At 64.7% G+C, this 26,737-nt stretch carries 19 protein-coding genes and 1 tRNA gene; 5 read left to right on the top strand and 15 right to left on the bottom strand.

The genetic code is table 11. From position 1 onward, the window contains the following. Nucleotides 1-113 precede the first annotated feature (113 nt). The 3 genes from FHS74_RS00290 to FHS74_RS00280 all read right to left on the bottom strand — a co-directional run bounded on the left by FHS74_RS00290 (nucleotide 114) and on the right by FHS74_RS00280 (nucleotide 3,124). Nucleotides 114-707: a hypothetical protein gene (locus FHS74_RS00290; protein WP_184796356.1), complete on the bottom strand. Its 594-nt coding sequence runs from the start codon at nucleotides 705-707 to the stop codon at nucleotides 114-116. A gap of 152 nt (nucleotides 708-859) precedes the next feature. Next, on the bottom strand, nucleotides 860-1,939 hold the full coding sequence (locus FHS74_RS00285) for a hypothetical protein (protein WP_184796354.1): 1,080 nt from the start codon (nucleotides 1,937-1,939) through the stop codon (nucleotides 860-862). A gap of 54 nt (nucleotides 1,940-1,993) precedes the next feature. Beyond that, the gene (locus FHS74_RS00280; protein WP_184796352.1) at nucleotides 1,994-3,124 is read right to left on the bottom strand and encodes a PDDEXK family nuclease; all 1,131 of its coding nucleotides are present in this window, start codon (nucleotides 3,122-3,124) and stop codon (nucleotides 1,994-1,996) included. Nucleotides 3,125-3,274: 150 nt separating this feature from the next. Here FHS74_RS00280 and FHS74_RS00275 point away from each other — a divergent pair, with 150 nt between their 5' ends. Further along, a complete protein-coding gene (locus FHS74_RS00275; RefSeq protein ID WP_184796350.1) occupies nucleotides 3,275-3,607 on the top strand; it encodes a helix-turn-helix domain-containing protein in 333 nt (110 codons plus the stop codon). 17 nt (nucleotides 3,608-3,624) lie between these two features. Here the strand turns inward: FHS74_RS00275 and FHS74_RS00270 are convergent, their stop codons facing one another. Both FHS74_RS00270 and FHS74_RS00265 read right to left on the bottom strand, forming a co-directional pair. Then, nucleotides 3,625-4,608, bottom strand: coding sequence for a DUF2971 domain-containing protein (locus tag FHS74_RS00270; RefSeq protein WP_184796348.1), 984 nt, complete (start codon nucleotides 4,606-4,608; stop codon nucleotides 3,625-3,627). Nucleotides 4,609-4,824: 216 nt separating this feature from the next. Further along, complete coding sequence (locus tag FHS74_RS00265; RefSeq protein WP_184796346.1) at nucleotides 4,825-5,484, bottom strand: recombinase family protein; 660 nt, start codon at nucleotides 5,482-5,484, stop codon at nucleotides 4,825-4,827. Between the two features lie 233 nt (nucleotides 5,485-5,717). Between FHS74_RS00265 and FHS74_RS00260 the strand changes: the two genes are divergently transcribed. After that, nucleotides 5,718-6,467 carry a hypothetical protein gene (locus FHS74_RS00260; protein ID WP_184796344.1) on the top strand — a complete coding sequence of 250 codons (750 nt, stop codon included), beginning with the start codon at nucleotides 5,718-5,720 and terminating at the stop codon, nucleotides 6,465-6,467. A gap of 122 nt (nucleotides 6,468-6,589) precedes the next feature. Next, complete coding sequence (locus tag FHS74_RS00255; RefSeq protein WP_184796342.1) at nucleotides 6,590-6,823, top strand: hypothetical protein; 234 nt, start codon at nucleotides 6,590-6,592, stop codon at nucleotides 6,821-6,823. A gap of 323 nt (nucleotides 6,824-7,146) precedes the next feature. Here FHS74_RS00255 and FHS74_RS00250 read toward each other — a convergent pair whose 3' ends face one another. The 8 genes from FHS74_RS00250 to typA all read right to left on the bottom strand — a co-directional run bounded on the left by FHS74_RS00250 (nucleotide 7,147) and on the right by typA (nucleotide 16,356). Continuing rightward, entirely contained in the window at nucleotides 7,147-8,169 is a 1,023-nt protein-coding gene (locus FHS74_RS00250; RefSeq protein WP_184796340.1) for a hypothetical protein, read from the bottom strand. A gap of 18 nt (nucleotides 8,170-8,187) precedes the next feature. Then, entirely contained in the window at nucleotides 8,188-9,918 is a 1,731-nt protein-coding gene (locus FHS74_RS00245; RefSeq protein WP_184796338.1) for a site-specific integrase, read from the bottom strand. A gap of 99 nt (nucleotides 9,919-10,017) precedes the next feature. Next, nucleotides 10,018-10,107, bottom strand: a tRNA-Ser gene (locus FHS74_RS00240). 118 nt (nucleotides 10,108-10,225) lie between these two features. Next, nucleotides 10,226-11,149, bottom strand: a complete 924-nt coding sequence (gene yddG, locus FHS74_RS00235) for an aromatic amino acid exporter YddG (protein ID WP_246462833.1) — start codon at nucleotides 11,147-11,149, stop codon at nucleotides 10,226-10,228. Nucleotides 11,150-11,152: 3 nt separating this feature from the next. Beyond that, nucleotides 11,153-11,647 (bottom strand): NUDIX hydrolase, encoded by a 495-nt coding sequence (locus tag FHS74_RS00230; RefSeq protein WP_184796336.1) that lies wholly within the window; start codon nucleotides 11,645-11,647, stop codon nucleotides 11,153-11,155. A gap of 232 nt (nucleotides 11,648-11,879) precedes the next feature. After that, nucleotides 11,880-12,605, bottom strand: a complete 726-nt coding sequence (phbB, locus tag FHS74_RS00225; protein ID WP_184796334.1) for an acetoacetyl-CoA reductase — start codon at nucleotides 12,603-12,605, stop codon at nucleotides 11,880-11,882. A 188-nt stretch (nucleotides 12,606-12,793) separates the two neighbouring features. Further along, nucleotides 12,794-13,969 (bottom strand): acetyl-CoA C-acetyltransferase, encoded by a 1,176-nt coding sequence (locus tag FHS74_RS00220; RefSeq protein ID WP_184796332.1) that lies wholly within the window; start codon nucleotides 13,967-13,969, stop codon nucleotides 12,794-12,796. 566 nt (nucleotides 13,970-14,535) lie between these two features. Next, nucleotides 14,536-16,356, bottom strand: a complete 1,821-nt coding sequence (typA, locus tag FHS74_RS00215; RefSeq protein ID WP_184796330.1) for a translational GTPase TypA — start codon at nucleotides 16,354-16,356, stop codon at nucleotides 14,536-14,538. Nucleotides 16,357-16,856: 500 nt separating this feature from the next. Here typA and FHS74_RS00210 point away from each other — a divergent pair, with 500 nt between their 5' ends. Both FHS74_RS00210 and FHS74_RS00205 read left to right on the top strand, forming a co-directional pair. Continuing rightward, nucleotides 16,857-18,938, top strand: a complete 2,082-nt coding sequence (locus FHS74_RS00210) for an autotransporter assembly complex protein TamA (protein WP_184796328.1) — start codon at nucleotides 16,857-16,859, stop codon at nucleotides 18,936-18,938. 11 nt (nucleotides 18,939-18,949) lie between these two features. Further along, nucleotides 18,950-23,524, top strand: coding sequence for a translocation/assembly module TamB domain-containing protein (locus tag FHS74_RS00205; protein ID WP_184796325.1), 4,575 nt, complete (start codon nucleotides 18,950-18,952; stop codon nucleotides 23,522-23,524). 63 nt (nucleotides 23,525-23,587) lie between these two features. Here the strand turns inward: FHS74_RS00205 and FHS74_RS00200 are convergent, their stop codons facing one another. Further along, entirely contained in the window at nucleotides 23,588-24,253 is a 666-nt protein-coding gene (locus tag FHS74_RS00200; protein ID WP_184796323.1) for a LysE/ArgO family amino acid transporter, read from the bottom strand. A gap of 223 nt (nucleotides 24,254-24,476) precedes the next feature. Beyond that, nucleotides 24,477-26,318, bottom strand: coding sequence for a chloride channel protein (locus tag FHS74_RS00195; RefSeq protein WP_184796321.1), 1,842 nt, complete (start codon nucleotides 26,316-26,318; stop codon nucleotides 24,477-24,479). Between the last annotated feature and the right edge of the window lie 419 nt (nucleotides 26,319-26,737).

Raw genomic sequence — 26,737 nt, 5'->3', positions numbered from 1 at the left:
TGGCATTTATTTGTTGCCTCAAATGACATATCTGGCCATTTCCCGAGGGAAAATCCCGAAATGCCCCCGCCCCCCCTCTCTACCTTAGTTTCAGTGGAAACCATCAGTGCCCGCTACTTCCATGTCAGGTCACCTACCTCGAACCGCCAGGACCGGTTTCCATCCTGGTACATGGGCAACTCGATCAAGACACTCTTTGACCGGCTCAGTTCCTTCAGGAACTTCGGGTACTCCCCAATGAAAACCATCTCCGTTGTGCCATCGCTTGGCCGCCGTGCCGAAAACGACATGGCTGGTCGGTTATCAAAACGGACTTCGATGTAGCAGTCTTCGTAGCTGAGGCAGAGGATCTGCCCCTTATCAAGGGTAATGTAGGCGTTTTTCCCGAAGCGCGGATGTTTGCTCAAGGTCAGGACGGCTCCAACATTTGGCCCATACGGCCAATGGAGATCCTCCACATTGGCACTTACCGTCTTCGCCAACGCCACATCCTTGCTCGTCATTTCGTCTTTGTAGAAGGAATAGGACCAACCTAGAGCAGGGCGAGGAGGAGACTGGGGGTGCTTCAGCGCCTCAACAGTTCGAAATGCGGCCTGAAGAGCTTCATCTTGGACCGTGTCCGATTGGGAGTGGCGTGGGCCCCAGCGAAGCCCAATGAGACCGATGATCAGAAGCAGAATAATGGAACCGCCAACAGCCGAAACCATCGGTCCTGACCCGCTCCCCATCTTTGCCCCACAGCTCGGACATAGCGGTACCTCGCCCTTGGCCACGTGCCCGCATTCACGACAAGTTACAGAACGCATTGCCTTTCTCCCCCGCATCCAGATCAACACCCGGCGTGCAATCAATTGCAATTTCAGTGGCGCAGCAGTTCCGTCCTGATCCGGTTCAGGTCCTGGAGATTCTCCCCAACCACGTTGATCGCCGGATCGGCGGCGCTCATGTCCACGCCTTGGGACTCGAAATCAGCCTCCCGGCCCAGGTGCTCGGGATTGATCGCGTTGCACCAAAGCCGGCGCTTGGCGACCTGGCTACCCTCCGCGAAGAAGACGCCCAGGCCGGTGGCGGCCTCCCATCTCCGATCTGGCACGAAACGCTCCAGCACCGTCCGCACCGCATTGTTCTGCCGCACGAAGCGGGCGATGGCGGCCTTCCCCAATCGGGTGAATTGGTCATAGGCATGGAGGGGCAAGCCGTTGACGCAGGTCTCCTGCGGTACGCTCCGCGCCTCCCAACGGTGAGGCTCGCCGTTGGTGACGGCGGACAGCATGGCGGGAACGAGAACGACGGGGTGCCCCACTCTGCGGATACCAATCCGGGTCGCGGCGACAATGCCGGGTGCGGCCCCGGCAGACTCAAAGGCGTCCATGAGCCCATCCAGGTCACCGGCGCCCACACGCCGTTCCGGGTACCATTCCACACCGGAGGCGAACCAAGCGGCGGTGATCCGGTCCCCGATGGGGAGGGAGGCGTCCTCGACCATGCGGAGGCGGTCCGTAAGAGACCTGTTGCCAGCAGCCTCCCGCGCGTCCTCCCAGGCAGGATGGCTTCGCGCGGCACAGATCAGATGATCCGCAGATCGGTCCTTGACCCCTTCCGCCAGAAGCTTGCAAAGCGTGACGGCCACCCGCGCGTCACCGCCCATCTCCGCTCTCCAAGCTGAATGCTCGACAGCGGCCGCGCACATGGCAACGGCGTTTTCGTCGCCAATACCGACATCCTCGAAAGCGATGGTCAGAAGGCGGCGCCAGAGCCCGGAGCGGTCCAACGGCAGCAACGCCAGGGCGGCACCGGCCGCCTTGGCGGTATCCCCTCGCCTAATGGCTTTCTGCAGAACGCTGAGCCCAATCCATTTATCCGGCAGCGCCAGCGGTTCCATGATCTCATCCAGCGAAACCAAGAAAGAAGAAAGAGAGTTACGATACAAATCAAGCATTTAATCCCCCTGATATTGTGAAGTAAGGGGATCGTATTATTGTCCGTGGAACTATCAATTATTATTTTTATGAGGTGACATAGACTTTATTTCGACGAAGTATCGCCGAATTAAGGGGGTTAGTGCCTCTGTCATTTTCGCCACTTCGTCAAAAGTGCGGCCAACAGCATCCTGGTCGCCCATGGCTGGCTGGGGCACGGTGGCCGTGATCAACGTGTTCGGTGTCACGCTGGATGACTTGGCCATCACCCCCTTGAACACCCCACTCCACTCTGCCTGATGAGCGATGAGGAACTCAGGCAGGCCAGGGGCGGCGTCCGTTCGGAAATGCAGACGAAGGGAGACAACGCCCGCCTTGTGCACATCCACCCGAAAATGGAAGTCCCCAAACGGAAGCGGCCAGGATGTTTCCGCGAAGGGGAGCGACATCTGGTTAACCTTACTGCGCAGGCTCCACCCCTTCTGTTCCGCCAGTTCCGTCAGTTTCCGGGCGAGGTTGGAAAAGAGCCACGCGTTATAGCCATTTCCCGCGCCTGGGAGGGCCGTAGAGTCCTGTGATGCGGTTGGGATGGGGGTAGGTAGCCCTGCAGATGAGATCGCGCTGGACGGCGCTTGGGCGGGAATGTCGCCCAACAAAGTCGCCGTCTCCAACACCTCGGCATTTCCCACGCGGAAGTAGGTGAACGTCATCAACGCCAAGGGCATACCCGTGTTGATGAGCAAGACCGCGCTTTCGAATACCCGCGCGTCGAAACTTTCAGCGGCTATGACCAGCCTGAAAGTCGGCTTGCTGGCCTTTGACAACGGGCGGCCAAAAAAGGAACCAAACGCCTGCTCAGCCGGCCGGCCATGAACCTTGTGGGAAAGCTGGTCAACGGCATCCCATTCCAGTCCGCTGATGAAGCTGGCGTACTCCAGGATTTGGGCAATCACTTCGCGGGGAGCCCGCCCCCGTTTCATCTCCACCGCCACCAGCGCGCCGTTACCGTCGAGGAAGAGGTTGTCAATGGACAGCCCGTGCTTGGTCGGGATTTCCATGCCCAGCGGCAACATGGGAGAGCCAGCGTTGATCATGGCCGGGCATTGGTTCACCCAAACCTGAACATCCCGTTCCAAGTGGGCGTCACTGAACGCCACCCGGGCCAACGGCGCCGCCGTTTCCCCACCAACGATGAACAACCCCACGCCGCCCTCCCTGGCACTGTGGAGTCCGTTTTATCGGCTTCGGCCGAAAGTCGCTACCATATTACGTGTAATTGATTTCAAACGTATTTTGGCATCATGGTCGATATCCCGACCCGACTCGATAATCCGGGTCGTATGATGAACTTGAAAATGCACATCGGTCTGAGAGTCAAAACTGCGCGTCAACGGGCAGGCCTTACGCAGGAGGCACTTGCCGAGGCCGTTGGTAAGGCTACGGAGACCATCTCCAACATCGAGCGCGGTTTCGCTTTGACCGGCCTCGATACCCTGCAGCGCATCAGTGATGCCGTTGGGTCGCCAATGATCTTCTTCTTCGAGGACATTCAGGACAGTCGGGAAGTCAGCCGACGGCGGTTAGAAAAAGAGCTTCATATCCTGATGCTAATACGAAGCCTTTCCGATAAGGACCTACAGGTAATGTCAACTCTAGCCGAAACCTTGACTCAGCAGCGCCGTTTCTAACGACACCGCCTTCCTGATCAACGATCAGTCGCCCGGAACGGAATCTGTGATGCGGCAATCTTGCTCACAAGCGCATCCCGCTTAAGGGCTTTTAGCATGCCTGCAAACCCCTTAATTGCTAGGGGCGTAGCCTGACTTGGGCCCAGGAGAATCCGATCAACCACATCCTCAAAACTCCAATCATAGGTCGTACCATCAGGCAGGTTTATTGGCTTAAGAGGATGCCGCAACCTGGGCTCGACGCCCCCTTTGCCGACAATGTATGTCAGGTATTCAGAAAGCCGATCAGGTGTATCTCGCTCCGGAAGGTAGATAACTCGCCACTCACGTTCCTCGGAAAACCCATGATGCTTTGACGTCAGGGCAAAGAGCCTGAGGATGTGGAAAGTCTCATACGCAAGAACATAAAGCTGATCATCTGGAATAAGGCTCCCAGCTACTTGTTCTTTGGCAAGGGTGACGATGGACCTAATTCTATCCAAGCGAGCTTCATCTGTTCCATAGCTAACTCGGCAAATTAGGAAGGGGGAAGCCATGTTCAGATTCACGAAATCCGTGCGAAAGACAATGGCCGCACCGCTGCCATTTCCACCATAGCCCCTCCACATCGATAACCGTCCATCTGGACTATCGCGGTCAAACTCGCTCAAGCAGAAAATAAACAAATTGAATAGGCGATTCTCATCGTAATCTTTGAAATAGTGCATAAACGCATTCAAGAAAATTGGGACTCTTCGCCTGGCATCATCAGACACCTGCGCCAAGGCCATCAACTCCCTGTCAACTAAGTTGCGACCTTCAATAAATCCAAATCGAACTTCCTGAAAGTCATTCATGAATAGTGGATTTGCAAACCAAATCTCATTGCTTTTCAATATGCACTCGATCGCAGAAAGCGATGTGTAATGGGCCAAAAGTGAGGGGCGCGCTTCCATTGCCGCTAAATTCGCGATAGAATCATAGTGCTCATAAAACAATTTCTGTATTTCATATTTTTCCATAATGCTGTCCAATCAGCCAGGATTACACTTAAAAATAATAGCGTCAGACTCTGCTTCTGATATGGCGATGCCTCTCGCTACCAGCCGTGCACAACACTGGCGCTATATAGCGCAGACTACGCATATTAACACGATATCGTCCTTGAGGCGAGGCGCTCGCGGGAGACCACTTGCCAAATGGGCCGGCTCTCCCATTTACAACGCAGATGCAGCGGTCTAGCCACGTAGAAGCCGCCGCACTTGAGTGGCTGACCAAGAGCCTCCTCGCGGCGCTCTTACTGCTCGGTCGTTTAGCGCTCGGGCGATTTGCCGGAGACTGCACCCCCCGGCGGCGTCAATCTCTTGAATAACAGGTTTAAGATCAGCCGCCCGCTGTTGCGCCGCGTTGGTTTTTTTTTGGTTCCCTGCACGACTGCCCGCCAAGCGATTGGCCAAATTGTCCGGACTCCCCAATTTCACCCCCCGCGCCTTCGCCGCTGCAAGCGCAGCCTTGGTGCGCGCGCTGATCATCTCCCGCTCATGCTCCGCCACCGCCGCAAGGACATGGATGGTCAGCCGGTTGGCCGCCGGCATGTCGCAGGCGACGAACTCAATCCCTGCCTCCATCAGGTTGGCTATGAAGGCCACGTTTCGGGCCAAACGATCCAGCTTGGCGATCAGGAGAGTGGCCCCGTGGACACGGCATAGGGCCAATGCCTCCAGAAGGCGGGGGCGGTCATTCTTCCGTCCGCTCTCCACCTCCTGGACCTCAGCAACAAGCTTTCCCCCCAACCGGCCTATAAACTGGCCGACGGCCATCCGCTGCGCCTCCAGCCCGAGCCCTGACGCTCCCTGCCTTGCGGTGGAGACGCGGAGATAGGCGACATAGCGTGTCATTCGGGGCTGCCCCTCGGCGTTACATTGGGTTGAAGGGTGGTTTAAGGGAATGAAACGGTAACACTGGAGCGGTCGAGTGCAATTGATTGCAAACTGAGCCGGGCGGTTTGTCGCCCCCCCGGTGGCATCCTTCACCAGACTCCCCAAGGGTTATCACTTATGGGCGGTGGCCTTCGGGGATCGGCGCCATAGATTGAGTCGCGTGGCGGGCCTACGCGCCCGCCGTGCAACTGATGACGGCCAACATCATGCCCACGCCATTTCCCGCTGACACAGCCCAAGAGGCCAACGCTCTCCTGTCCCGGCTCAATCGGCCGGACGGCACCGGCTGGGCGGATCATCCCGAGCTGTTCAACAAGATGGCTGACGCCAACGGCAACCCCTCCCTGCCGATAGCCGCATGCCCTACCCACGGTATCTTGGATCAGGTCTCCAAGGGCTTCCTCAGCTTCCCGCAGGGATGGGCGGGCGGCCTCATCCAGATCACCATGTTGGCCGGCACCTTTGGCGAAGTGCAGAAGCGCCATGCAGTGCTGCGCAACCACGTCCTGCACTCGGTCATATCGATGGCCCTTCAGGACCTGGAACGAACGGGACGCGTCCTGAAATGGATAGCCATCAACGTACTCCCCAAGGACGCCGCTTTCATCGCGGCCCGATTCGGGGGAGCGGCATTCACCGCCTACGCCCTGCGCCTGCGAAAGCTGAACGACACGGCGAGGTATGGTGGCCTGGGCCTAAATTTCATCCTGGCCAGTTATGGCTCCGCCATCCTGGGTATCGCCAAGGGGGACCGGCAACTGCACGCCATCGCATACTCTATTCTGAGCGGCCGCTATGATGGGCTGTGCGTGCCGGTCGATAAGATGGAGCGCGAGTTGAAGGACATGGACATCAAAGACACGGGCCCGATGGTGGATGCGCTGAAAGGCATCCTGAACTTCGCGCAGGACGCCGAAACCCAGGGCACAGAGAAGCATTGATGGCTCTCCTTCCTCCTCGCGCGTGCCCGTCCTGCAGCAACCGGACGATCCCCTCTGGCAAGTCGCGCGATCTGCGCCGCTCCCATCCGTTCATCTGTCCATCCTGCGGCGCCCAGGTTTATATGAAGTGGCGCCCTGCCCATGAGCTATGGGCTGGCCTGGTCATCTATCTCATGCCGCTTGTTGCCCTCTATGCCTTCGTGTTCACGGATAGCGGCTGGGTGGGCGGTGGAGCAGCCCTGGCCCTCCTGGTGTTCGGGATGGCCGTGGACCTATTCCTGTGGCCCCTGGGCGTCCTGAAGCTCGGTGCGGACAACACGGGGACTGCGGTCAATCATCAGGCTGTGGGGGAGTGAAGCGTTTCGGCTTTAATCGCGATCCGCTTCCATGTCGGGCTGCCACTACGAGCATGCAATCAATTGCACGCTGATCGCCCTGAAAATCGGGGTTTTTTATCACCTACAGTTAACCTATCCCCGGCCAGATAAAATCTGGGATGCAGGACATTGTAATATCGATACGAACTCAAGATTATCGCTCCAGAACTTACTTGTGACTTTACCCCCCCAAGGTATCGATCTTGGCGGTAGGTCATCCATTAGGGAGGTAAGACATTCCCGGAGACATATCGATTTGTCCCCCGAGGCATAGGGCCGTATGTCAGCAACACCGTTCTGATTCACTGGTCCTTCAGGCCCTGAATCAGCTGCGCTGAAATATCTGCCCAACTACCCCATAGCTTACCTGCGTCCCAAAAAGCACCAGCCTCCATTAGGCACTGAGAAAAACTTTGCCGGATCACTTCATCCTGGATCAGCGCCAATGCGTTTTGAGGGCCACGCATTCGGCAACTATCCAAGAACAGAGGCCAAACATCCCCATGGAGGTTCGGGGGATAAAGGCCTGCCAGATAAACGGAAACCTCACCAAACGGGTTTTCCATTTTAGAAATATTCTTTAGGTGCATCTTGGGGTCTTTCCGCTTCTCAATGCGGAGACAATCAACATCATGATAATGATATGACTTTTTCTTCTCAGTCGCCTGCAGCTTCTTGTTATATGCACACCAATTTCCAGAGCCATTTTTTGTGAAAATTGCATATATCGTCTGAACGGCGCCAGAAGGAGCCATGTACAGGATCTTCTTTTTGAGAGTCTTCTGCGCCTTAATAGGGTGGACAAGGGCGTCCTTGATGTCCACACCTAATATATCGACCGTAATATCCAACCTTGAGACACGTGCATTGTCGATAGCTTCGGACAAAGCTTGGGGAGCATTAAGAAACATCACCAAGAACATTTCCCGCAAGACTTTCAGCCCTGCATCCGATGCTTTCTGCGGGTTCATTTCCACCCTGATGAAGCTCTTTATCTTGCTCGCATCTTTGGGCTTCACCTCCACAATGATCTTGTGCCGGCTTCCTGGGATTTTGGCAAAAAGCCGGACTTGATACCGGCTCTTTGCATTGCTCACCCACTGGAAACCGGCGCCCGACTGACAGAGGATCTTAGCCCCTTCCACCACCTCATCCTGCAAGGCAAGGGGGACATCAATCAACAAGGTCATCTTATCTATAAACGGCTTGAGTACCCTAAACGTCCCCCCGGTGGGAAGCGTTCCTGAATACGCGATCTTACTGAGTGAAAGGGTCAGGGGCTTATTAGAGGGACTCAGCTTGGAGTCCACGATCGTCACCGGCATTTCAGTGCTTTCCCCTCATCACAGAGGGGGAATGAGGTGGACAAGATCGACATCAAACTTAATCTTCTCCATCGCTTCCGCAAGCGCTTTTATTGATGGCCTTGAGCCATAAGAGCCATGGACGCTGTTGTCTACATGCCCCACCAGAGCAAAGCCAATTTTTGCTGGAATGGCCGCTTCCTCAAGGGCATCAATGAAATTATGCCGAAAAGAATGAAACGCCGTTTTCTTCTTTTTAAATCCGACCTGCGTGGAATATCGCCCATACCATTTGCTGAATGCATCCGAATAGTTCTTACCATTTCCAAGATTTATATCCGGAAATAGAGGAATCTTGGGATTCTTGTGGCGAAGCGCGTTTACGTATCCCATAAAACCAAGCTCCACCAAACCGGGATGAATTGGTATTTCCCGCTTGCTGGCTTTGGTTTTCAAATGCTGGTTTTTCTCGTCGTCCTCGGTCAGGTCAAAGAAGGAGCAACCGTCCCTCTCCTTTACGTCCGACAGAAGCAATTGGATAATCTCCCCAAGACGCGCGCCCGTGAACAAGCCGACCAGGGGGATCCAATACCTGCCATCGCGCACGATCAAACTTCCTGGAGTAGATCGGCGCCCCAGCGACTTGCTGCCCGTGTAGACGGGAGAAGAAAAAATCTTCTGCAGTTGTTCCGGGCTATATGGATATCGGGCGTCGGAAGCAGATGGGAGCGTAGGCAGCTTCAGCTTCTCCCCCGGCACCTTCTGCAGATAGTCCTCGGCCACGCACCAATGAAAGAAGGTTCGCTGCATCCCGAAATACTTATCCACCGTTTTCAGGGAGAGCGTCTTTTGCCCCGCAGGCAGCGCCACCAGTTCCTTAAGGCTCTTCCCCTTCAAAGCGGCCATTTTGGCATAGTTGGCCGGGAGCTTCAGAAGCATGTCCCGGAAATCCCTAATGTGAGGGGTCGTAACCTTGTCGACCGGGCAGTCCGGGCCGATGACCTCCAACAGCAAGCGCAGAACGCGCTCATAGTCCTTGCGCGTACCCTCCTCCCACTCGCCCTTGCTCTTCAGAGCCACGAACTCCTGCTGAACCTCGCTTAGCGTCTTCCCCTTTGGGGCGGAAACAGCTTCAGGCGGCTCTTGGCCGGGCAATAGAGGGAGCGGTGGATAACTCTCGACGCCCAGTCCCTGGAACAGCGGATCACCGGGGCTGGTATTCCAGGGCCGCCCTTCCAGCCTGGCCACCTGTATCCGTAACGACTCGATCTCAGCTCGCAGCACCCCCTCATACAGGTCCGCAAGACCAGAGGATGATACGGCCTTGGGTTCGACCTCCGCGCCGGCGAGGATGTCCATCGCCGCGCCCTTGATAACCTGGCGGAATTGCCGGCTCGCCAGTTCCTTCCTCAGGGCCTCCAGATCCCGCTGGGTAAGAGCCGTCTCCTGCTCAAAGTCAGCCATCGCGTCGTCCCGCATACAGGCGATGGTTTCCTTGCCCTTATCGACCAATCCCTGGAAGTAGCCGCGTACCAGGGCCTGTAGCTTCTCGTGGCTCAATTCTTCCATGTGGCGTAGCCGTGCAATTAATTGCTCAAAGTCGCCGCTCAGCCGGCGTGCTAGGAGTTTAGCAACGGCAGGGTCCCGCGTCCGCAACGATCCCTTGAATTCCAAGAAGCCGGTTCGGCGGGAAATATCCTTGGGAACGGCCATGCGGAACCAGAACGTGGTGTTCCGGATGACCAGATGGGGGACATGGGAATAAGCCATGGCAGCGTCCGTGCTGTACCACGGTTCTGTACCACTGGCGCGACTCAGGGATTTTCGGGAAGCGTAAGCCTTTGTTTAAGAAGGCTTGAGCTCAGGAAATGGCGGAGAGGGTGGGATTCGAACCCACGGATCCATCGCTGGATCAACGGTTTTCGAGACCGCCCCGTTCGACCGCTCCGGCACCTCTCCGTATTCATTTCCGTGTCCGGCCCCCGTTTTGCTGTCGAACGGGAAAGGGGCCGGCTGGCGAAGCGGCGCGGACCCTAGCCGAAGCGCATCGCTTGCGCAAGCGCTATGTGTGACGGAATTATAAGCCCTCTGCCGCGCCCCTGCGGGCGTTCCAACTGGCGATGACGGCGCCGGCGATGATCAGGGCGCAGGCGGCGGCCACCACCCAACTGGGCTGGGCCCGGCCCGCCAGGATCAGCAGCAGGGTGGACATCAGCGGCGTGGCGTAGCTGAGCGCGCCCAGAGTGTGGATGTCGCCCTTCTTCATACCGATGTCCCAGACGAAGAAGGCGGCCCCCACCGGCCCCAGGCCCATGAGCCCCAGCAGCGCCGCCTGCCCCGCGTCCGGCACCACCGTCACCTCCAAGGCGGCGTGGCACAGGGCCGACAGGGCGGCCGTGGCCAGGCAGAAGAAGGCCACGGCGTCGGTGGGCACCGCCCCCAGGAGGCGCGACAGGGCGGAATAGGCGCCCCAGGTGATGGCGGCGCCGGCGGCGGCCAGGAAGCCCGGCAGATAGGCGGGGTCGACGTGGACGCCCTGGCCCCGGGTCACCAGCAGCACGGTGCCGGCCAAGCCCACCAGCGCCCCCAGCACCTGACGCCGGCCCAGCCGCTCACCCGGCAGCAGGCCGGCGAACAGCACGATCAGCAAGGGCCAGAGATAGTTGATGAGGTTGGCCTCCGCCGCCGGGGCGGACTTCAGCGCCAGGAAAAAAAGGAAGTGATAGCCGAACAGGCCGCCGACGCCCAAGATCCAGGCGGCCGGCGGCTGGCGCAGCGCGGCAAGGGGGGAGCGACCGCGCGCCGTCATCCAGACGATGCCGGTGAGGCCGCCCACGGCGAAGGCCACCGCCTCCGTCTCGAAGGGCGGGATGGGGCCGGTCAGGGTGGTCAGCAGGGCCAGGGTCGACCACAGCAGAAGGGCGCCGGCGCCGATGGCGGTGGCCCGCCGCGCGCTGACGCCCGCCATCATCCCGGCCTTGCCCTCAACCATGTCGACCATCGCTCACCCCTTCGCCGCCTGGTTCCGGCGCGTCGCCCAGCCCAGGTCCACCACCGCCTTGATGGACGGCCAGGTCACCAGGCGCTCACACGCCGCCTGATCGGCCCACAAGGCCTCGGCCGCGTCGTCGCCGGCGACGGGCACGCCCCCGGCATAGTCGGCCATGATCTCCACGATGGTGAAATGGAAACGCACACGCGGCTCCCCCTCCGGCCCGGCGCCCGGGGGGCGTGGATCGCGGGTGATGCCGTCCACGACCGTCAGCACGGTGGTGGGCCGGCAGGAGACGGCCGTTTCCTCCCGCACCTCGCGGGCCGCCGTCTGGAACAGGGTCTCCCCCAGTTCCTGGCTGCCGCCCGGCAGGCACCATTCGCCGGCCAGCGGCGCCTTGGCCCGGCGGATCAGCAGCAGCTGGTCCTCCTTCCATACCAGCACGCCCACACCCACGCGGGGGTGGTCGGGATAGAGATGGGGGGAGGAGGATGGCTGATCGGACATGGCACCGCACCCATGACAAAGGGCGGGCCCGTCACCGGACCCGCCCCTGTCATACCTCATGGCCTACAGGCCAAGCTATATGAGCACTGCCTCAAGCGGCATGAGAGACCTCTCATGCCGTAGGCCGCGACCGCGGCCGCCGCAGCGAGCACCACAGCGCGCAGCGAGGATGAGCCAAGGCCACGGATGTGGCCGCCCGGCGCCTGAGGGCCCCCTAATGCCGAGGCAACCCTTAATACATGTGCTGGCCACCGTTGATGGACAGCGTGGAGCCGGTGACGAAGCCGGCATCGTCCGCCACCAGGAACAGAACACCGCGGGCGATCTCTTCCGCCTTGCCCAGACGCCCGACGGGAATCTTGGCCACGATCTTTTCCAGCACCGCCGGCGGCACCGCCCGCACCATGTCGGTGTCGATGTAGCCGGGGGCGATGGCGTTGACCGTCACACCCTTGCCGGCCCCTTCCTGCGCCATGGCCTTGGTGAAGCCATGGATGCCGGACTTGGCGGCGGCGTAGTTCACCTGGCCGTACTGGCCGGCCTGGCCGTTGATGGAACCGATGTTGACGATGCGGCCGAAACCACGCGCGCGCATGCCGTCGATGGCCACGCGGCAGGTGTTGAAGCAGGAAGCCAGATTGGTCTGTATGACGGCGTTCCACTGCTCGAACGTCATGCGATGCAGCACGCTGTCGCGGGTGATGCCGGCGTTGTTGACGATGATCTCGATGGGGCCCAGATCGGCTTCGATCTTGGCCATGCCGGCCTGGACTTCCTCGAAATTGGCCACGTCGAACTTGTAGGCCGGAATGCCGGTCCGTTCGGTGAACTCGCGGGCCGCGGCCTCGTTGCCGCCGAAGTTGGCCGCGACCTTGTAGCCGGCGTTCTTCAACGCCACCGAGATCGCCTCGCCGATGCCACGGGTACCACCCGTCACCAATGCAACACGCCCTGTCATCCTAGTCCTCCCCTTGTCTGGTCAGAAAACCGGGTCTAATCAGAAAACCGGTCGGGAAATATCCCTGGTGTTTCATACGGGACCGGCGCCACGCGACCCATCGGCGGCCCCCATCCGGCGGGGGGACGGGGACGACGTTGCATCCCCACCACCCGCCGGGCGCTTGACTGGTTTCGCAGCCGGAACAATCAGTCCCGGGCCACACACAGGGCGATGCCCATGCCGCCGCCGATGCACAGCGTGACCAGACCCTTCTTGGCGTCGCGCTTCTGCATCTCATGCAGCAGGGTCACCAGCACGCGGGCGCCCGAGGCGCCGATCGGGTGGCCCAGGGCGATGGCGCCGCCGTTGACATTCACCTTCTCCGCCGGCCAGCCCATGTCCTTGTTCACGGCGCAGGCCTGGGCGGCGAACGCCTCGTTGGCCTCCACCAAGTCCAGGTCGGCCACGGTCCAGCCGGCGCGCTGCAGCGCCAGCTTGCTGGCCGGAATGGGACCGGTGCCCATGATGGACGGGTCGACGCCGGCGGTGGCCCAGGAAACGATGCGGGCCAGCGGCGTCACCCCACGCTTGGCGGCGTTCTCCGCCGTCATCAGCACCACGGCGGCGGCGCCGTCGTTGATGCCCGAGGCGTTGCCGGCGGTGACCGTGCCGTCCTTGGCGAAGGCCGGGCGCAGCTTGGCCAGGGTTTCGGTCGTGGTGCCGGCCTTGGGGTATTCGTCGGCCTCGACCACCACGTCGCCCTTGCGGCCAGGCACGGTGACGGGGACGATCTCATCCTTGAAACGACCGGCCTTCTGCGCGGCCTCGGCCTTCTGCTGGCTGGATGCCGCGAAGGCGTCCTGTTCGTCGCGGGAGATTTCCCACTTCCTGGCCACGTTCTCGGCCGTCGTGCCCATGTGGTAGTTGTTGAAGGCGTCCCACAGGCCGTCCTTGATCATGGTGTCCACCATGCTGGCATCACCCATCTTGGTGCCGTTGCGCAGGTGGATGGCGTGGGGGGCCTGGCTCATGCTTTCCATGCCGCCGGCCACGACCACGTCGGCCTCGCCCAGGCGGATGGCCTGGAAGCCCTGGGCCACGGCGCGCAGGCCGGAGCCACAGACCTGATCCAGCGTGTAGGCGGTGCGTTCCACCGGCACGCCGGCGGCGACGGACACCTGGCGGGCGCTGTTCTGGCCGGTGGCGGCCTTCAGCACATGACCCAGCACCACTTCGGACACCTCGGCGGCGTCGACATGGGCGCGGCGCAAGGCCTCGGTGACGGCCACGGTGCCCAGGGCAACGGCCGACAGGCTGCTGAGCGCCCCGTTGAAGCTGCCGATGGGCGTGCGCGCGGCGCTGGCGATGACCACTTCGACCATGATGTTTCCTCTCTTCCCGAACGATTTCATGCCCCGTCTTCCTGCGGGGCGCCCTGTCCCGCCGACGCCCCTTTCAGGTTGGGGCGGCGACGGGAAAGGGCGGTGGAAATTCCGGTGGGGATCGGCGATGGCCCTCCCCGGCCCCTAGTCTTGGCCATTTACCATTCCGGGCGCAAGCACGCTCGGCGGCCATCGCACCACCAAAGCGCGAAACACCCTTGCGCATAGGGTTTCTTCTTGCGTCAAAAATTAACTTGCCGCAGCGACCCTCGCCCTGATTCGGATCAATAGGGCCGATTTGAAAACGGAAAAGAACGCGGCACGAGGTCGCTATTGGGATGTGCGGGGGGATATGGAGCGGATCGCGCGAAGGCGGAATCGCCTTTGCGGGTGAATCCGCTAACGAACAGACCCAGCGAGAGCCGGCTGTGGTTCCGATTTATCGCGGCCAGCTCCAGCCCCTCGCCGCCCGCTGGAACGCTCGGGCGGAAGGCCCAATAGAAAACCCCGCCCACCGGTGAGGGGGGACGGGGTTTCGCTACTCAATCCGGCGGGAAGGACGGCGATCAGCCGGCTTCGGCCTGCTTCTGGGCGCGCTTGCGGTCGGTCGGGTCCAGCAGGCGCTTGCGCAGGCGGATGGACTTCGGCGTCACCTCCACCAGCTCCTCGTCCTCGATGTAGGCCAGGGCCTTCTCCAGGGACATGTCCATGGGCGTGGTCAGGCGCACGGCCTCATCCTTGCCGGCGGCGCGGATGTTGGTCAGCTGCTTGCCCTTCAGCACGTTCACTTCCAGGTCGTTGCCCCGGCTGTGCTCGCCGATGATCATGCCCTGGTACACCTTGGCGCCCGGCTCGATCATCATCGGACCGCGATCTTCCAGGTTCCACAGGGCGTAGGCCACGGCCTCACCCTCGCCGTTGGAGATCAGCACGCCGTTGCGACGGCCCTGGATGGGGCCCTTGTACGGGGCGTAGCCATGGTACAGGCGGTTCATCAGGCCGGTGCCGCGGGTGTCCGTCAGGAACTCGCTCTGATAACCGATCAGGCCGCGCGACGGCACGTGGAACACCAGGCGCACCTTGCCACCGCCCGAGGGCTTCATCTCCAGCATGTCGCCCTTGCGCTCGGAGATTTTCTGGACGACGACGCCCGAGAACTCCTCGTCCACGTCGACCACCACTTCCTCGATCGGCTCCATGCGCTGGCCGTTCTCGTCCGTCTTCAGCAGCACGCGGGGGCGGGAGATCGACAGCTCATAGCCTTCGCGGCGCATGTTTTCGATCAGGATGCCCAGCTGCAGTTCACCACGGCCGGCGACCTCGAACGCGTCGGCGTTCTGGGTCTCGCGGACGCGCAGGGCGACGTTGCCCTCCGCCTCGCGCATCAGGCGGTCGCGGATCATGCGGCTGGTGACCTTGTCACCTTCGCGACCGGCCAGCGGGCTGTCGTTGACGCTGAAGGTCATGGCCAGGGTCGGCGGGTCGATGGGCTGGGCGGCCAGGGGCTCGGTCACCGCCGGCTCACAGATGGTGTCGGCGACGGTGGTCTTGGTCAATCCTGCGATGGCGACGATGTCACCCGCCTGCGCCTCTTCCACGCCCACGCGCTCCAGCCCGCGGAAGGCCAGCAGCTTGGAGATGCGGCCCTGCTCGATCAGCTTGCCGTCGGCGCTCATCGACTTGATGGCCATGTTGGCGCGGGCGGTGCCGGTCTGGATGCGGCCGGTCAGCAGGCGGCCCAGGTAGGGATTGGCCTCCAGCGTGGTGGCCAGCATGGTGAAGGGGGCGTCGACGTCGACCTTGGGGGCGGGCACGTGGCGCCGCACCAGCTCGAACAGCGGGCGCATGTCCTCACGCGGGGCGTCCAGGCTTTCCGCCGCCCAGCCGTTGCGGCCCGAGGCGAACAGCGTGGGGAAGTCCAGCTGCTCGTCGGTGGCGTCCAGCGCCGCGAACAGGTCGAACACCTCGCTGTGCACCTCGTCCGGGCGGGCGTCGGAGCGGTCGACCTTGTTGATGACGACGATGGGCTTCAGGCCCAGCTTCAACGACTTGCCCAGCACGAACTTGGTCTGGGGCAGCGGGCCCTCGGCCGCGTCGCACAGCAGGATGACGCCGTCGACCATGCTCAGGATACGCTCCACCTCGCCACCGAAGTCGGCGTGGCCGGGGGTGTCGACGATGTTGATGCGGGTGCCTTCCCACAGAACGCTGGTGCACTTCGCCAGAATGGTGATGCCGCGTTCCCGTTCCAGGTCGTTGCTGTCCATGGCGCGTTCGGCAACCTGCTGGTTGTCACGGAACGAGCCGGACTGACGCAACAGGACGTCCACGAGCGTGGTCTTGCCGTGGTCGACGTGCGCGATGATGGCGATGTTACGCATATCCATTGGACGCTAATCCCGCGATGCTTGAGGTCAGGACCCGGTCCAAAAACGCGAAATGCGCCTGGCTATGGCCCAAAAACAAAAGCCCGCCCCCTGGCGCACGAACGCCGGGACCGGGTTTTCTCGGAACGGAATATAGCTATTGGCGGGCCCGGGAGAAAGGCCCGCCAATGGGGGTTGGACGCAAGAGGGGGTTACGAGTACCGCAAGGCAGACTATAAATTCGCCACTATCTTGTTGGCTAATCATGGTTACGGCACCCTGTTTGCCCCGCGGTGGGGGTTGGGGCGCCCTGGCCGTCATAAAGACTTAACACCGCCGGCCGGCCGGAAGGCCGGAGAAAGCCGGCAAACCACAAGGCCTGAGAAACACCGCAAGGCCAGGGAAGCGAGGAGGCAACAGTACCGTCCGGGCGAGGCAGCCCATGGTTCACCCGTCCGCCACCGCTCACCGCTTGGCCCCAAGCACGACCACCACCGCAGCCGTTGGAGCCCGCGTCGCCCTTGCCCCGTTTTCGACCCCACGCGCCAGCCCGCCCGGCAGCCCTGGCGTTGCTCTCCGCCCTGACCCTGGCCTGCGGGCCGGCGCCGGGCCACGCCCGAGGTGCGCCCGCGGCACAGCCGGCGGCGCCCGCCGCGAAAGCGACGCCCGATACCGCCCCGGGTGGCGGCCCCCAGGATACGGCCCAGACCGGCGCCGACACCGCGACGGACGGCGACGACACGCCGGGAAGCGTGCTGGCGCGCAAGGCCGAGCAGCAGGAAGGACCGGGCGGCGCCGCCGACCAGCCCGACGCCGAGCCGCCGCCCGCGACCTACACCGTGGATTTCCACCCGGCCAAGGGGGTGGAGGTCGATGACGACCTCATGGACGTGCTGCGCAGCGCATCGTCCTTGCTGACCTTGCAGAACGACCCACCGTCGTCGCTGCTGGGCCTGGAGAAACGCATCGACAACGACTACGACAAGCTGGCGGCCGCCCTGCGCTCCGAGGGGTATTTCGACGGCAGCGTCACGGTCAAGGTGGATGGCGACGCCAAGCCGGTGGCCGTGGCCATCGCGGTGACCCCTGGCCCGCGCTACACCATTTCCAAAGTCTCCCTGGCCCTGGCGGACGGAGGGCCACCGCCGGGCGGGCCCCTGGATCTGGCCAAGCTGAAGCTGAAGCCGGGCGACGCCGCCCGTGGCCCGGCCGTGCGCGACGCCGAGGCGGCGGTGGCGCCGCTGATGGCCACGCGTGGCTATGCCCGCGCCACGGTCAGCCAGCGGGACCTGGCGGTGGACGTGCAGGCCCACACCATGGCCGTGGCCTTCACGCTGGACCCCGGTCCTCTGGTCCGTTTCGGTCCCACCACCTTCACCGGCCTGGGGCGCCTGGATCCGGAGGTCGCCTACGGACGCCTGCCCTGGAAGCCGGGCGACGTCTACGACCCGGCCAAGGTGGACAAGGCCCGCAACAAGCTGACCAACCTGGGCGTCTTCTCACAGGTGCGCGTCACCCTGGACGACGTGCCCGGCGAGGCCCAGCCCGATGGATCGCGCGTGGTGCCCATGCTGGGCCAGATGGAGGAGCGGGATCGCCACTTCGTCAACACCGGGCTGACCTACGGCACGACCGATGGCGCCGCCGCCACCGCCACCTGGGGCGACCGCAACTTCCTCAGCGGGGCCGAGGCGCTGACCGTCACCGGGTCCATCGGCGGCATCGGCCGCAAGAAGTTCCGCGACTCCGATGGGCTGGACTACAGCCTGGGCAGCACGCTGAAAAAACCGGACTTCCTGGAAACCGACACCACGCTGAGCCTGTCGGCCCAGGCCATCTCGGAACATCCCGAGGCCTACTCCCGCGACGCCCTCACCCTGGGGGCCATCGTCCAGCACCCCTTGCTGGAACATCTGGTGGGCAGCGCCGGCGTCACGCTGGAACAGTCGTCCATCAAGCAGGACCTGACCGGCGACGGCGTGCTGACCACCACCGACAACACCCTGGTGGGCCTGCCGGTGACGTTGAATTTCGACAGCACCGACAACCTGCTGAACCCCACCACCGGTTATCGCTGGAACGCCGGTCTGACGCCTTATGTCAGTCCCCTGGGCGACAGCGGCACCTTTGTCATCAGCAGGGCCGGCGCCAGCGGCTACTGGTCCCTGGACCAGGCCAAGAGCTACGTCTTCGCCGCCCGCCTCAACCTGGGCGCCGTGTTCGGCGGCGGCCTGTCGACGGTACCGGCGGACAAGCGCTTCTTCGCCGGCGGCGGCGGATCGGTGCGCGGCTACGCCTATCAGAAGGTGGGCCCGCTGGACTCCAGCAACGACCCGACCGGCGGCCGTTCGCTGATCGAAACCAGCGCCGAGTTGCGCATCCGCCTGACCGACACCATCGGTCTGGTGCCCTTCATCGATGGCGGCAACGTCTTTGAAAGCGCCTACCCCGACCTGAGCCAGGGCATGCGCTGGGGCGCGGGGCTGGGTGTGCGCTATTTCACCTCCTTCGGTCCCTTGCGCCTTGACGTCGGCGTGCCCTTGGATCGCCGCAGCGGCGACAGCATGTGGCAGCTGTACGTCAGCATCGGCCAATCCTTCTGACGGAACCCGGCATGTCCGACACGCCCCCAACGCCCGGTCCCGCCCCCCACCCGCCCCGCTCGCCGTGGCGGCGCGTGCTGTCGGTGGGGCATGTCGCGGTCTTCGCCCTGCTGGGCATCATCGCCGGGCTGGGTGCCGCATTGGGCATCGGCCTGTGGTGGATGGACACCGGCTCCGGCCGCGCCTTCGCCACCCGCCAGGCGGAGGCCAACGTGCCCGGCCTATCCGTGGAGGGGTTGTCTGGCCTGCCCTTCCACCCCCGGGTGGCGCGCGCCACCCTGGTCAACATCATCACGGGCAAGCCCTGGCTGGTGGTGGAAGAGGCGGCGCTGGACTGGCGGCTGCTGCCCCTGGCCCATCGGGAATTGGCGGTCGACATGTTCAGCGCCAAGCGCATCTGGGTGGACCAGCCGGCGCCATCGCTGGAACCGCCGCCGGACGGCACCGTCCCCGAGGGCACCATCAAGGACGACGCCCCCTTCACCCTGCCCTTCAGCGTGACGCTGGAGCGCCTGGACCTACCGCGCGTCGAGCTGGCACCGGGCCTCGCGGGGGGCAAGGGGGCGGCGCTCGCCACCCACGGCACGGTGCGCCTGGGGCCCAGCCTGGATGGCGACAGCCGCCTGACCCTGACCCAGTTGGACGGGGGGGCCGCCCATGGCGACCTGACCGCCCGGTTCACCGCGCCCGGCCTCACCAGTCCCGGCAGCCTGACGCTGGACCTGCAAGGGCAGGAGGAGGCCGGCGGCCTGGTGGCCCGCCTGGCCGGCCATCCCGAACTGGGGCGGCTCACCCTGGCGCTGAAAGGCGACGGGCCGCTGGACAAATTCCAGGCGCACCTGGAGCTGACGGAGACGCCGGAGCCCGAGACGCATGGGGACGGCACGCCGCTGCCCCGCGCCCTGTCGCTGGTGGCGGACGTGGGCCTGGCCCGGCCGGCGGGCAAGGCCAAGCGCCTGACCTTGGCCCTGAAGGCGGCACCCGGCCGCCTGCTGGCCGACGATCTGGCCTCGATGGCGGGAGAGGCCGCCACCCTGCGGACCGCGGTGGCCCTCGATGACGGTACCCTCACCCTGGAAAGCCTGGACCTGGACGCCGCCGCCGGCCACCTGACGGCCAACGGCACGTTGAAGGAGAGGGTGGGCGACCTGACCTTGCGGCTGGTGCCGGCCTCGCCCGGGGCACTGGCCCCGGTGGCGCCGGGGCTGGCGCTTGGCAGGCTGGACGCCGTGCTGCACACCACCGATCCGACGGCGGGCCGGGCCGGCGCCAAGAGGGCGCGCACGGTGACCGCCGACCTGACGATGGCGGAGGTCGGGTACAACGACGCCCACATCCGCCACCTGACCGCCACCGCCAAACTGCAGGAGGACGGCACCCGCCTGCTGCTGGATCTCGGATCCAAGCTGCAGGGCTTGAGCGCCCCGGGACTGCCGCCGGCCCTGACCGACCATGCCGACCTGGCATTGACCGGCGCCCTCGACCGCGCCAGCGGCGATATCCAGGTGGACACGCTGGATCTCACCGGCGGAATCGGCCACCTCACGGGCAACGGCAGCGCCCGGGCCTGGGGACGGCAGGCCAAGGGCGCCCTGCACCTGGCCGATGGTGAGCTGGCCACCCTGATGGCCCTTGCCGGAATGGACAAGGAAACGGCCAACACCCCGCCAGCCCCTGACCCGATCACGGGCAAGGTCGCGGCGACGGTGGAGGGCACGGTGGCCGATGGCGTGGCCGACGGCGTTCTGACGGTGCAGGCCACCGACCTGCGCACCGGCCAACCGACGGAAGAGGCGCTGCTGGCCGGTCGGGCGGAAATCCATGGCAGGCTCCGCGCCAGCCTGGATGGCAAGGACGTCACGCTCGACCCCCTGACCGTGCGGACCGGCGCCGTCGACCTGACCGGCACCGTGGCCCTGAAGGACAACACCCTGACCGCCGACCTGAAGGGCAACGGCCAAGTGGTGGGCAACCCCGCCAGCGTGGCCGCCCATCTGGTCAAGACCGGGCAGCGCCTGACGGTGCGCGACCTGGCCGCAGCGCTGGGCCCCAACAAGCTGCAAGGCGCGTTGGAGGCGGACCTGGACCGTCGGGTGGCGACTGGCAAGCTGACCGCCACCTTCCCCGATCTGTCCAGCCTGGGCGCCCTGGCGGGCGCGCGTCTGGCCGGCCAGGCCAAGGCCGACATCGTCCTGAGCGCCGCCGCCGCCCCGACGCCGGCGCCGGCGGCCCGAGCCAAGGCCCGCAAGGGACAATCCGCCCCGCCATCCCCGCCACCGGCCAAAGCCGGATCAGCCCCCAGGCGCGACCAGCAGAGCATCGACGTGAAGGTCACGCTGGATGAGCTGGTGGTGGACGACCAGCGCATCCACCAGGCCAGCCTGACCGGCCGGATCGACGATGTGCTGGGCAGTCCCCGGCCCAACATCAGCCTGGCCGCCGATGGCATCGAAGCGGGCCAGGTGCTGGTGAACACGGTGACGGCCGCCTGGCGCGGCACCCTGGGCGAGGGCGACCTGACCCTGGCCCTGGAGGGCACCACCGGCGTGGGCGGCGTGGGCCGCCACCGCGCCTTCCGGGTGGACAGCGCCGGGCACCTGGTCCAGGCAAGGGACGCCAGGGCGCCCACCGTCGTGCGGCTGGACCAGCTGGACGGACGCCTGGACCAGACCACCCTGAAGCTGGCGGCGCCCGCCACCCTGACCTTCGCCAAGGGCAGCGTCGCGGTGAAGGACCTGGACCTGGCCCTGGGCACCGGCCGCATCCGCGCCGACCTGTCGCTGGATGGCAAGGCCGTGACGGCGCAAGTGGAGGCGACAGCCCTGCCCCTGGCCCTCGCGGCCCTGGTGGATCCCGCCCTGACGCTGGCCGGCACGCTGGACGCCAAGGTCACGGCCAGCGGCACCGCCGCCAACCCCACGGCTGACGCCACCGTCAGCATCCACGGCCTGTCCATGCAGCAGCTGGCCGTGACCTTGGACAGCGCGGCGACCCAACCGCCGGGTGCCGCGCCCGAAGCCGCCGCCCCCGCCCGGACGTCGGTGACCAACAACCCGGCCAACGCCACCGGCGCCGACACCACCCCGGTGAAGAAAAAGACGCTGGAGGTGAAGAACAGCGCCGACCGGCGGCTGAACGCCGACGCCACCCTGACCGCCGCCTGGCGCCAGGGAAGGGTGCATAGCACCCTGGCGGCCCGGACGGCCGATGGGGCCGTGGACCTGAACGCCGACGCCGACACGCCGCTGACCCTGAACCCGGAGACGCTGGCGCCCATCCTGGTGGGGCCGGTCAGCGCCAAGATCACCGGCCGGACGGAACTGTCGCGCTACAATGACTTCCTGGCTGCCTCCGCCCAGCGCATCGGCGGCAAGGTCACGGTCGACCTGGCCATCGCCGGCACGGTCGCCGACCCGAAGGTGACGGGTGCCGTCGACCTGGTGGATGCCAAATATGAGAACGGCGGCAGCGGCACCCAGATCTTCGGCCTGAACGCCCATCTGGTGGGCGATGCCCGCGGCTTGGCGGTGGAGAGGTTCCAGGGCAGCACCGCCGATGGCGGCAGCGTGGCCCTTTCCGGCCGCATCAACCTGGGCGACCCCAATGCCCAGGAGAAGGCGCCGGTGGTGGACCTGCATGTCATCACCAAGAACGCGCGCCTGCTGCGCACCGACCCCATCACCGCCTGGGTGGACAGCGACCTGACGCTGAAAGGGTTCATGAACAAGCCGGATCTGGCCGGCATGGTACGCCTGCGCGAGACCTGGGTGGGCCTGCCGGACAAGCCACCGGCCGACGTGGCCGACCTGCCGGTGCGCTACGTCAACGGCCGGCCGCGCCAGCCGCAGGGCCAGATGACCGCCGGCAGCACCCTGGTCATCCGCCTGAACGTGGACATCAAGGCGGCCAACCGCATCTATGTCCAGGGCCGGGGCCTGACGGCGGAGTTCGCCGCCGACATGCAGGCCCGGGGCACCAGCGCCGACCCGCACCTGACGGGCCGCGTCACCCTGGTGAAGGGCGATTTCAGCGCCCAGGGCCAGACCTTCACCCTGACCAAGAGCGACATCAGCTTCACCGGCGACAGCGACCCCGTGCTGGACGTCTCCGCCTCGTCCACCAAGGCCGACTTCACGGCCATCCTCAACATCACCGGCCGGCTGTCCAAGCCGACCGTGGCCCTGACCTCCGACCCGGTGCGGCCACAGGACGAGGTGCTGTCCCGCCTGCTGTTCGACCGGCCCATCAGCCAGATCAGCGCGCTGGAAGCCCTGCAACTGGCCCAGGGCGTGGCGCAACTGTCGGGCGTCCTGGGCAGCGGCCCGGGCATTCTGGATAATGTGAAACACAGCCTGGGGGTGGACCGGCTGGAATTCTCCAGCGCCGCCGTCGGCTCCAGCGCCTTCGGCACGGTCAGCGCCGGCCGCTACATCAACAGTCGCACCTATATCGGCGTCAGCCAGTCCGTCGGTGGCACCGGCACCAACGTCACCCTGGAATACGCCCTGACCCCCCGACTGCGCCTGAATGGCGCGGTGGGCAGCACCGACGACACCGTGGGCCTGAAGTATCAGTGGGATTATTAGTGTTGGTGTTCCTCAAGCGCCGGCGGCGCCTGCGGAACATGAGCAAGATCCACCACCTGAGGGCTATTTGCTAATAAACGCCCCGACCAAATCCTGCAGGTTCTCCGGCACCAGCGAGAAGAAGCTGAGCAGGGCCATCAGCCCCACCACGCCGAGCACCACGCCGGTGCCGCGGTTGATCCACTGCACCAGGCGGGGCGTGAAATGGTGGCGGATGAGGAAGGTGCCACCGCAGAGGATGGACCACCAGGTCAGTGAACCGAGGAAGACGCCCAGCGTCATGGTGCCGGCCTTGGCATGGTCCAGGGCGCCACCGAAGCCCACCACCACGGTGATGATGCCCATGATGGTGATGGGATTGGTGACGGTCAGGAACAGACCGGTGCCGACGGCGCCGATCAGGTTGGTGGCGTCGGGTGGGGAGTTCTTGCGCTCGTGCGGTTCCTTCAGCAGGGAATGGACGGCGGCACCCAGCAGGAAGATGCCGCCGATCAGGCGCAGTTCCTTCACGTGACCCAGCAGGGCGTCCAGGATGGCGTTCACGCCGAAGGCCGCCACGCCGCCGAAGAATCCGTCAGCCAGGGCCGAGCCGATACCGGTGGCGAGCCCGGCCATGATGCCCCGCTCCACCGTCCGCCGGATGCACAGCAGGCCGATGGGGCCGACCGGCGCCGCAATGGCCAATCCCAGGACGATGCCCCGGATCAACACGCCGAAATCGTCGAACAATGCGGACTTTCCCTGAGAGGTAAGGCAAGCGGCCCCCGGATGGCTCCAGCGAGGACGCCGCGCTGACACGGGGGCCGCCCCCGTGATGCAACATCGGCGCACCGCGCGCAACGCCTAAGGCGCCAGAGCCCCCGTCAAGATGGGCGCGGGGCAAGGAAAGGTAGGGCGCGACTGCCGGGCGTCCAGCCCCGGCGACGCCCACCTGGATGGGGAAACGGTGGGGTCAGACCCCACCGAACAGGTCGCGGACGCCCAGTTCATCGCCGCGCCGCCGCTCCAGCTCCTGCGAATACCGGCGCAGCGCGTAGGCCTCGGTCAGGTAGCCGATGACGCGGCGGGTTGTCACCCCCTCGACCACCGGCAGGCTGTCGGCGTCCCAATCGGCGAAGCGCTGCAAGGCCATGCGCACCGACTGGTCGGGCAACAGGAAATGCTCGCGGTCGCGCGCCTGGTCCGCCGCCCGCTGGTCGGCCGGCAGTTCATGCTGCGGGTCGTGCACGGCGTTCATATCCACACGGCCGGCGAAGCCGCCGCCGGGCTCCACGGCGAACACCGTCTTGGCGCTGCCCGGCGGGTAGTGGCCACGCAAGGCGCCCAGGGTGATGTCCGCCGGCACCGTCTTGGGATCGCCCCGCATCAGTCGGCCCACCGTCATGTCCTTGACCCAGCCGATATCGTGCCCGCCCCGGATTTGCACCCCGCGCTGATGGAAGCGCCAGGTGGCGAAGGAGTAACCGAAGGTCTCGCGCACCAGCAGTGTGGAGGCGATGACGCCCATGAGCACGCCGGCCGACGCCCGCAGGTCACCCGTCAGTTCCAGCACCAGCAGCACCATGGTGACCGGGGCGCCGACCACCGCGGCGGCCAGCGAACCCATGCCGACCAGCATGACGGCGGAGCGCTGGGCCACCAGTCCCAGGGGCAGCATCGTCCCGATGTCCGCGACCATGCTGCCGAACAGGCTGCCCAGCAGCAGCGAGGCGCTGAACAGGCCGCCGCGGAAGCCGGCGCCCAGACACAGGGCGGACGCCACGATCTTGGCCATCAGCATCACAAACGCCAAGCCCAGGCCATAGCCGTGGTCGAAACCGTACTGCAAGGCCCCCTGGCCCCCGCCCAGCACGCCGGGCAGCGTCAGCGCCATGGGGCCCAGCAGCAGGCCACCCAGGATCGGATGAAGGGCGCGCGGCACCGGCAGCTGGCGGAACAGCCGTTCCGCGTAGGTGACGGACTGCATGGTGACGATGGCCAGGGCGCCGGCGGCCAATCCCACAAGCAGGAAGGTGGCGAAGTCGCCGCCACGAATGATCGGAGGCTCCGCCAGGATGAACAAGGCCGGGCGGTTCAGCACCGCCTGCGCCACCTGGTTGGCGACCACGGCGGCCACGCAGACCGGCGCCAGGGTGGCCAAGGTGTAGGTGCCGATCACCAGTTCAAACGCATAGAAGGCCCCGGCCAGGGGGGCGGAGAAGGCGGCGGAGATGGCGGCGGCGGCACCGCACCCCACCAGCGTGCGCAAATCGTTGCGGCGCAGGTTCAGCCGCCGCCCGAAGTTGGAGGCGAGGCCGGCGCCCGTCTGGGTGAACGCGGCCTCCATCCCCACCGAGCCACCGGCGCCATGCGACACGACGATGGACAGCGTCAGGCGCAGACTGTCGCGCAAGGACATGCGCCCGCCATAGAGCGCGTTGGCCTCGATGGGGTCGACGGTGTCGCGGGCGCGGCGGAACAGCAGGCCCAGCCCCGCCAGCAGGGCGCCGCCCACCACCGGGGCGGCCAGCGTCAGGGTGGCGGGGATGAACAGCGCGCTGCTGATGTGTTCGCCGAAGGGAACCCTGAAAGCCAGGGTGTGCAGCGCCAGCACGAGCGCGTGCAGCCCCGCCACCACCAGGCCCACGCCGATACCCACCGGCAGGCTGAGCAAGGCCAGCGACAGCTCGGAGGAGCGCAGCCCCTTGGGCGTCAGCGCATGGGTCAACGCCCGCCAGGCGACAGGCAGCCGGCGACCGCTGCCCCGGCGGCGCGGCTGGGACGCGGAACCCGGCGCGGCCGGCGGATCAACCACCGGCGGCTCCGCCTCCGGGCCGGACTCCGGGCCAGGGGCGGCGGCCGGCGTCGGGGAAGAAGGCGGGTGGATATCCATGGTACAGCGGGAAATGAGGCCCCTGATCGGCCTGGACAAGGGTGCGGGCGGATGATGTCGGCGGTATGACCGAGAAAAGCGGCGCTTCTATGGAAAAAGGGCGGCCACCCCGTCACAGGGTGCCGCCCTTTGTTTGCTGTCCCTCAGGCGCCGGGCGCGGCCGTCCGGCCGCTTGGCTTCCTCAGTTTCCAGTCCACTTCGTTCCCCGGAAACTTCCGGCGCCCGCGGTCGCGGGCTTTTGAAGCCCCTCAGGCGCCGGGCGCGGCCGTCCGGCCGCTTGGCTTCCTCAGTTTCCAGTCCACTTCGTTCCCCGGAAACTTCCGGCGCCCGCGGTCGCGGGG

Origin of the sequence: Nitrospirillum iridis, from assembly GCF_014205765.1 — a bacterium.
In the GTDB taxonomy this organism is placed as follows: Bacteria; Pseudomonadota; Alphaproteobacteria; order Azospirillales; family Azospirillaceae; genus Nitrospirillum; species Nitrospirillum iridis.
This window is presented reverse-complemented; position numbering and strand designations above follow the sequence as displayed.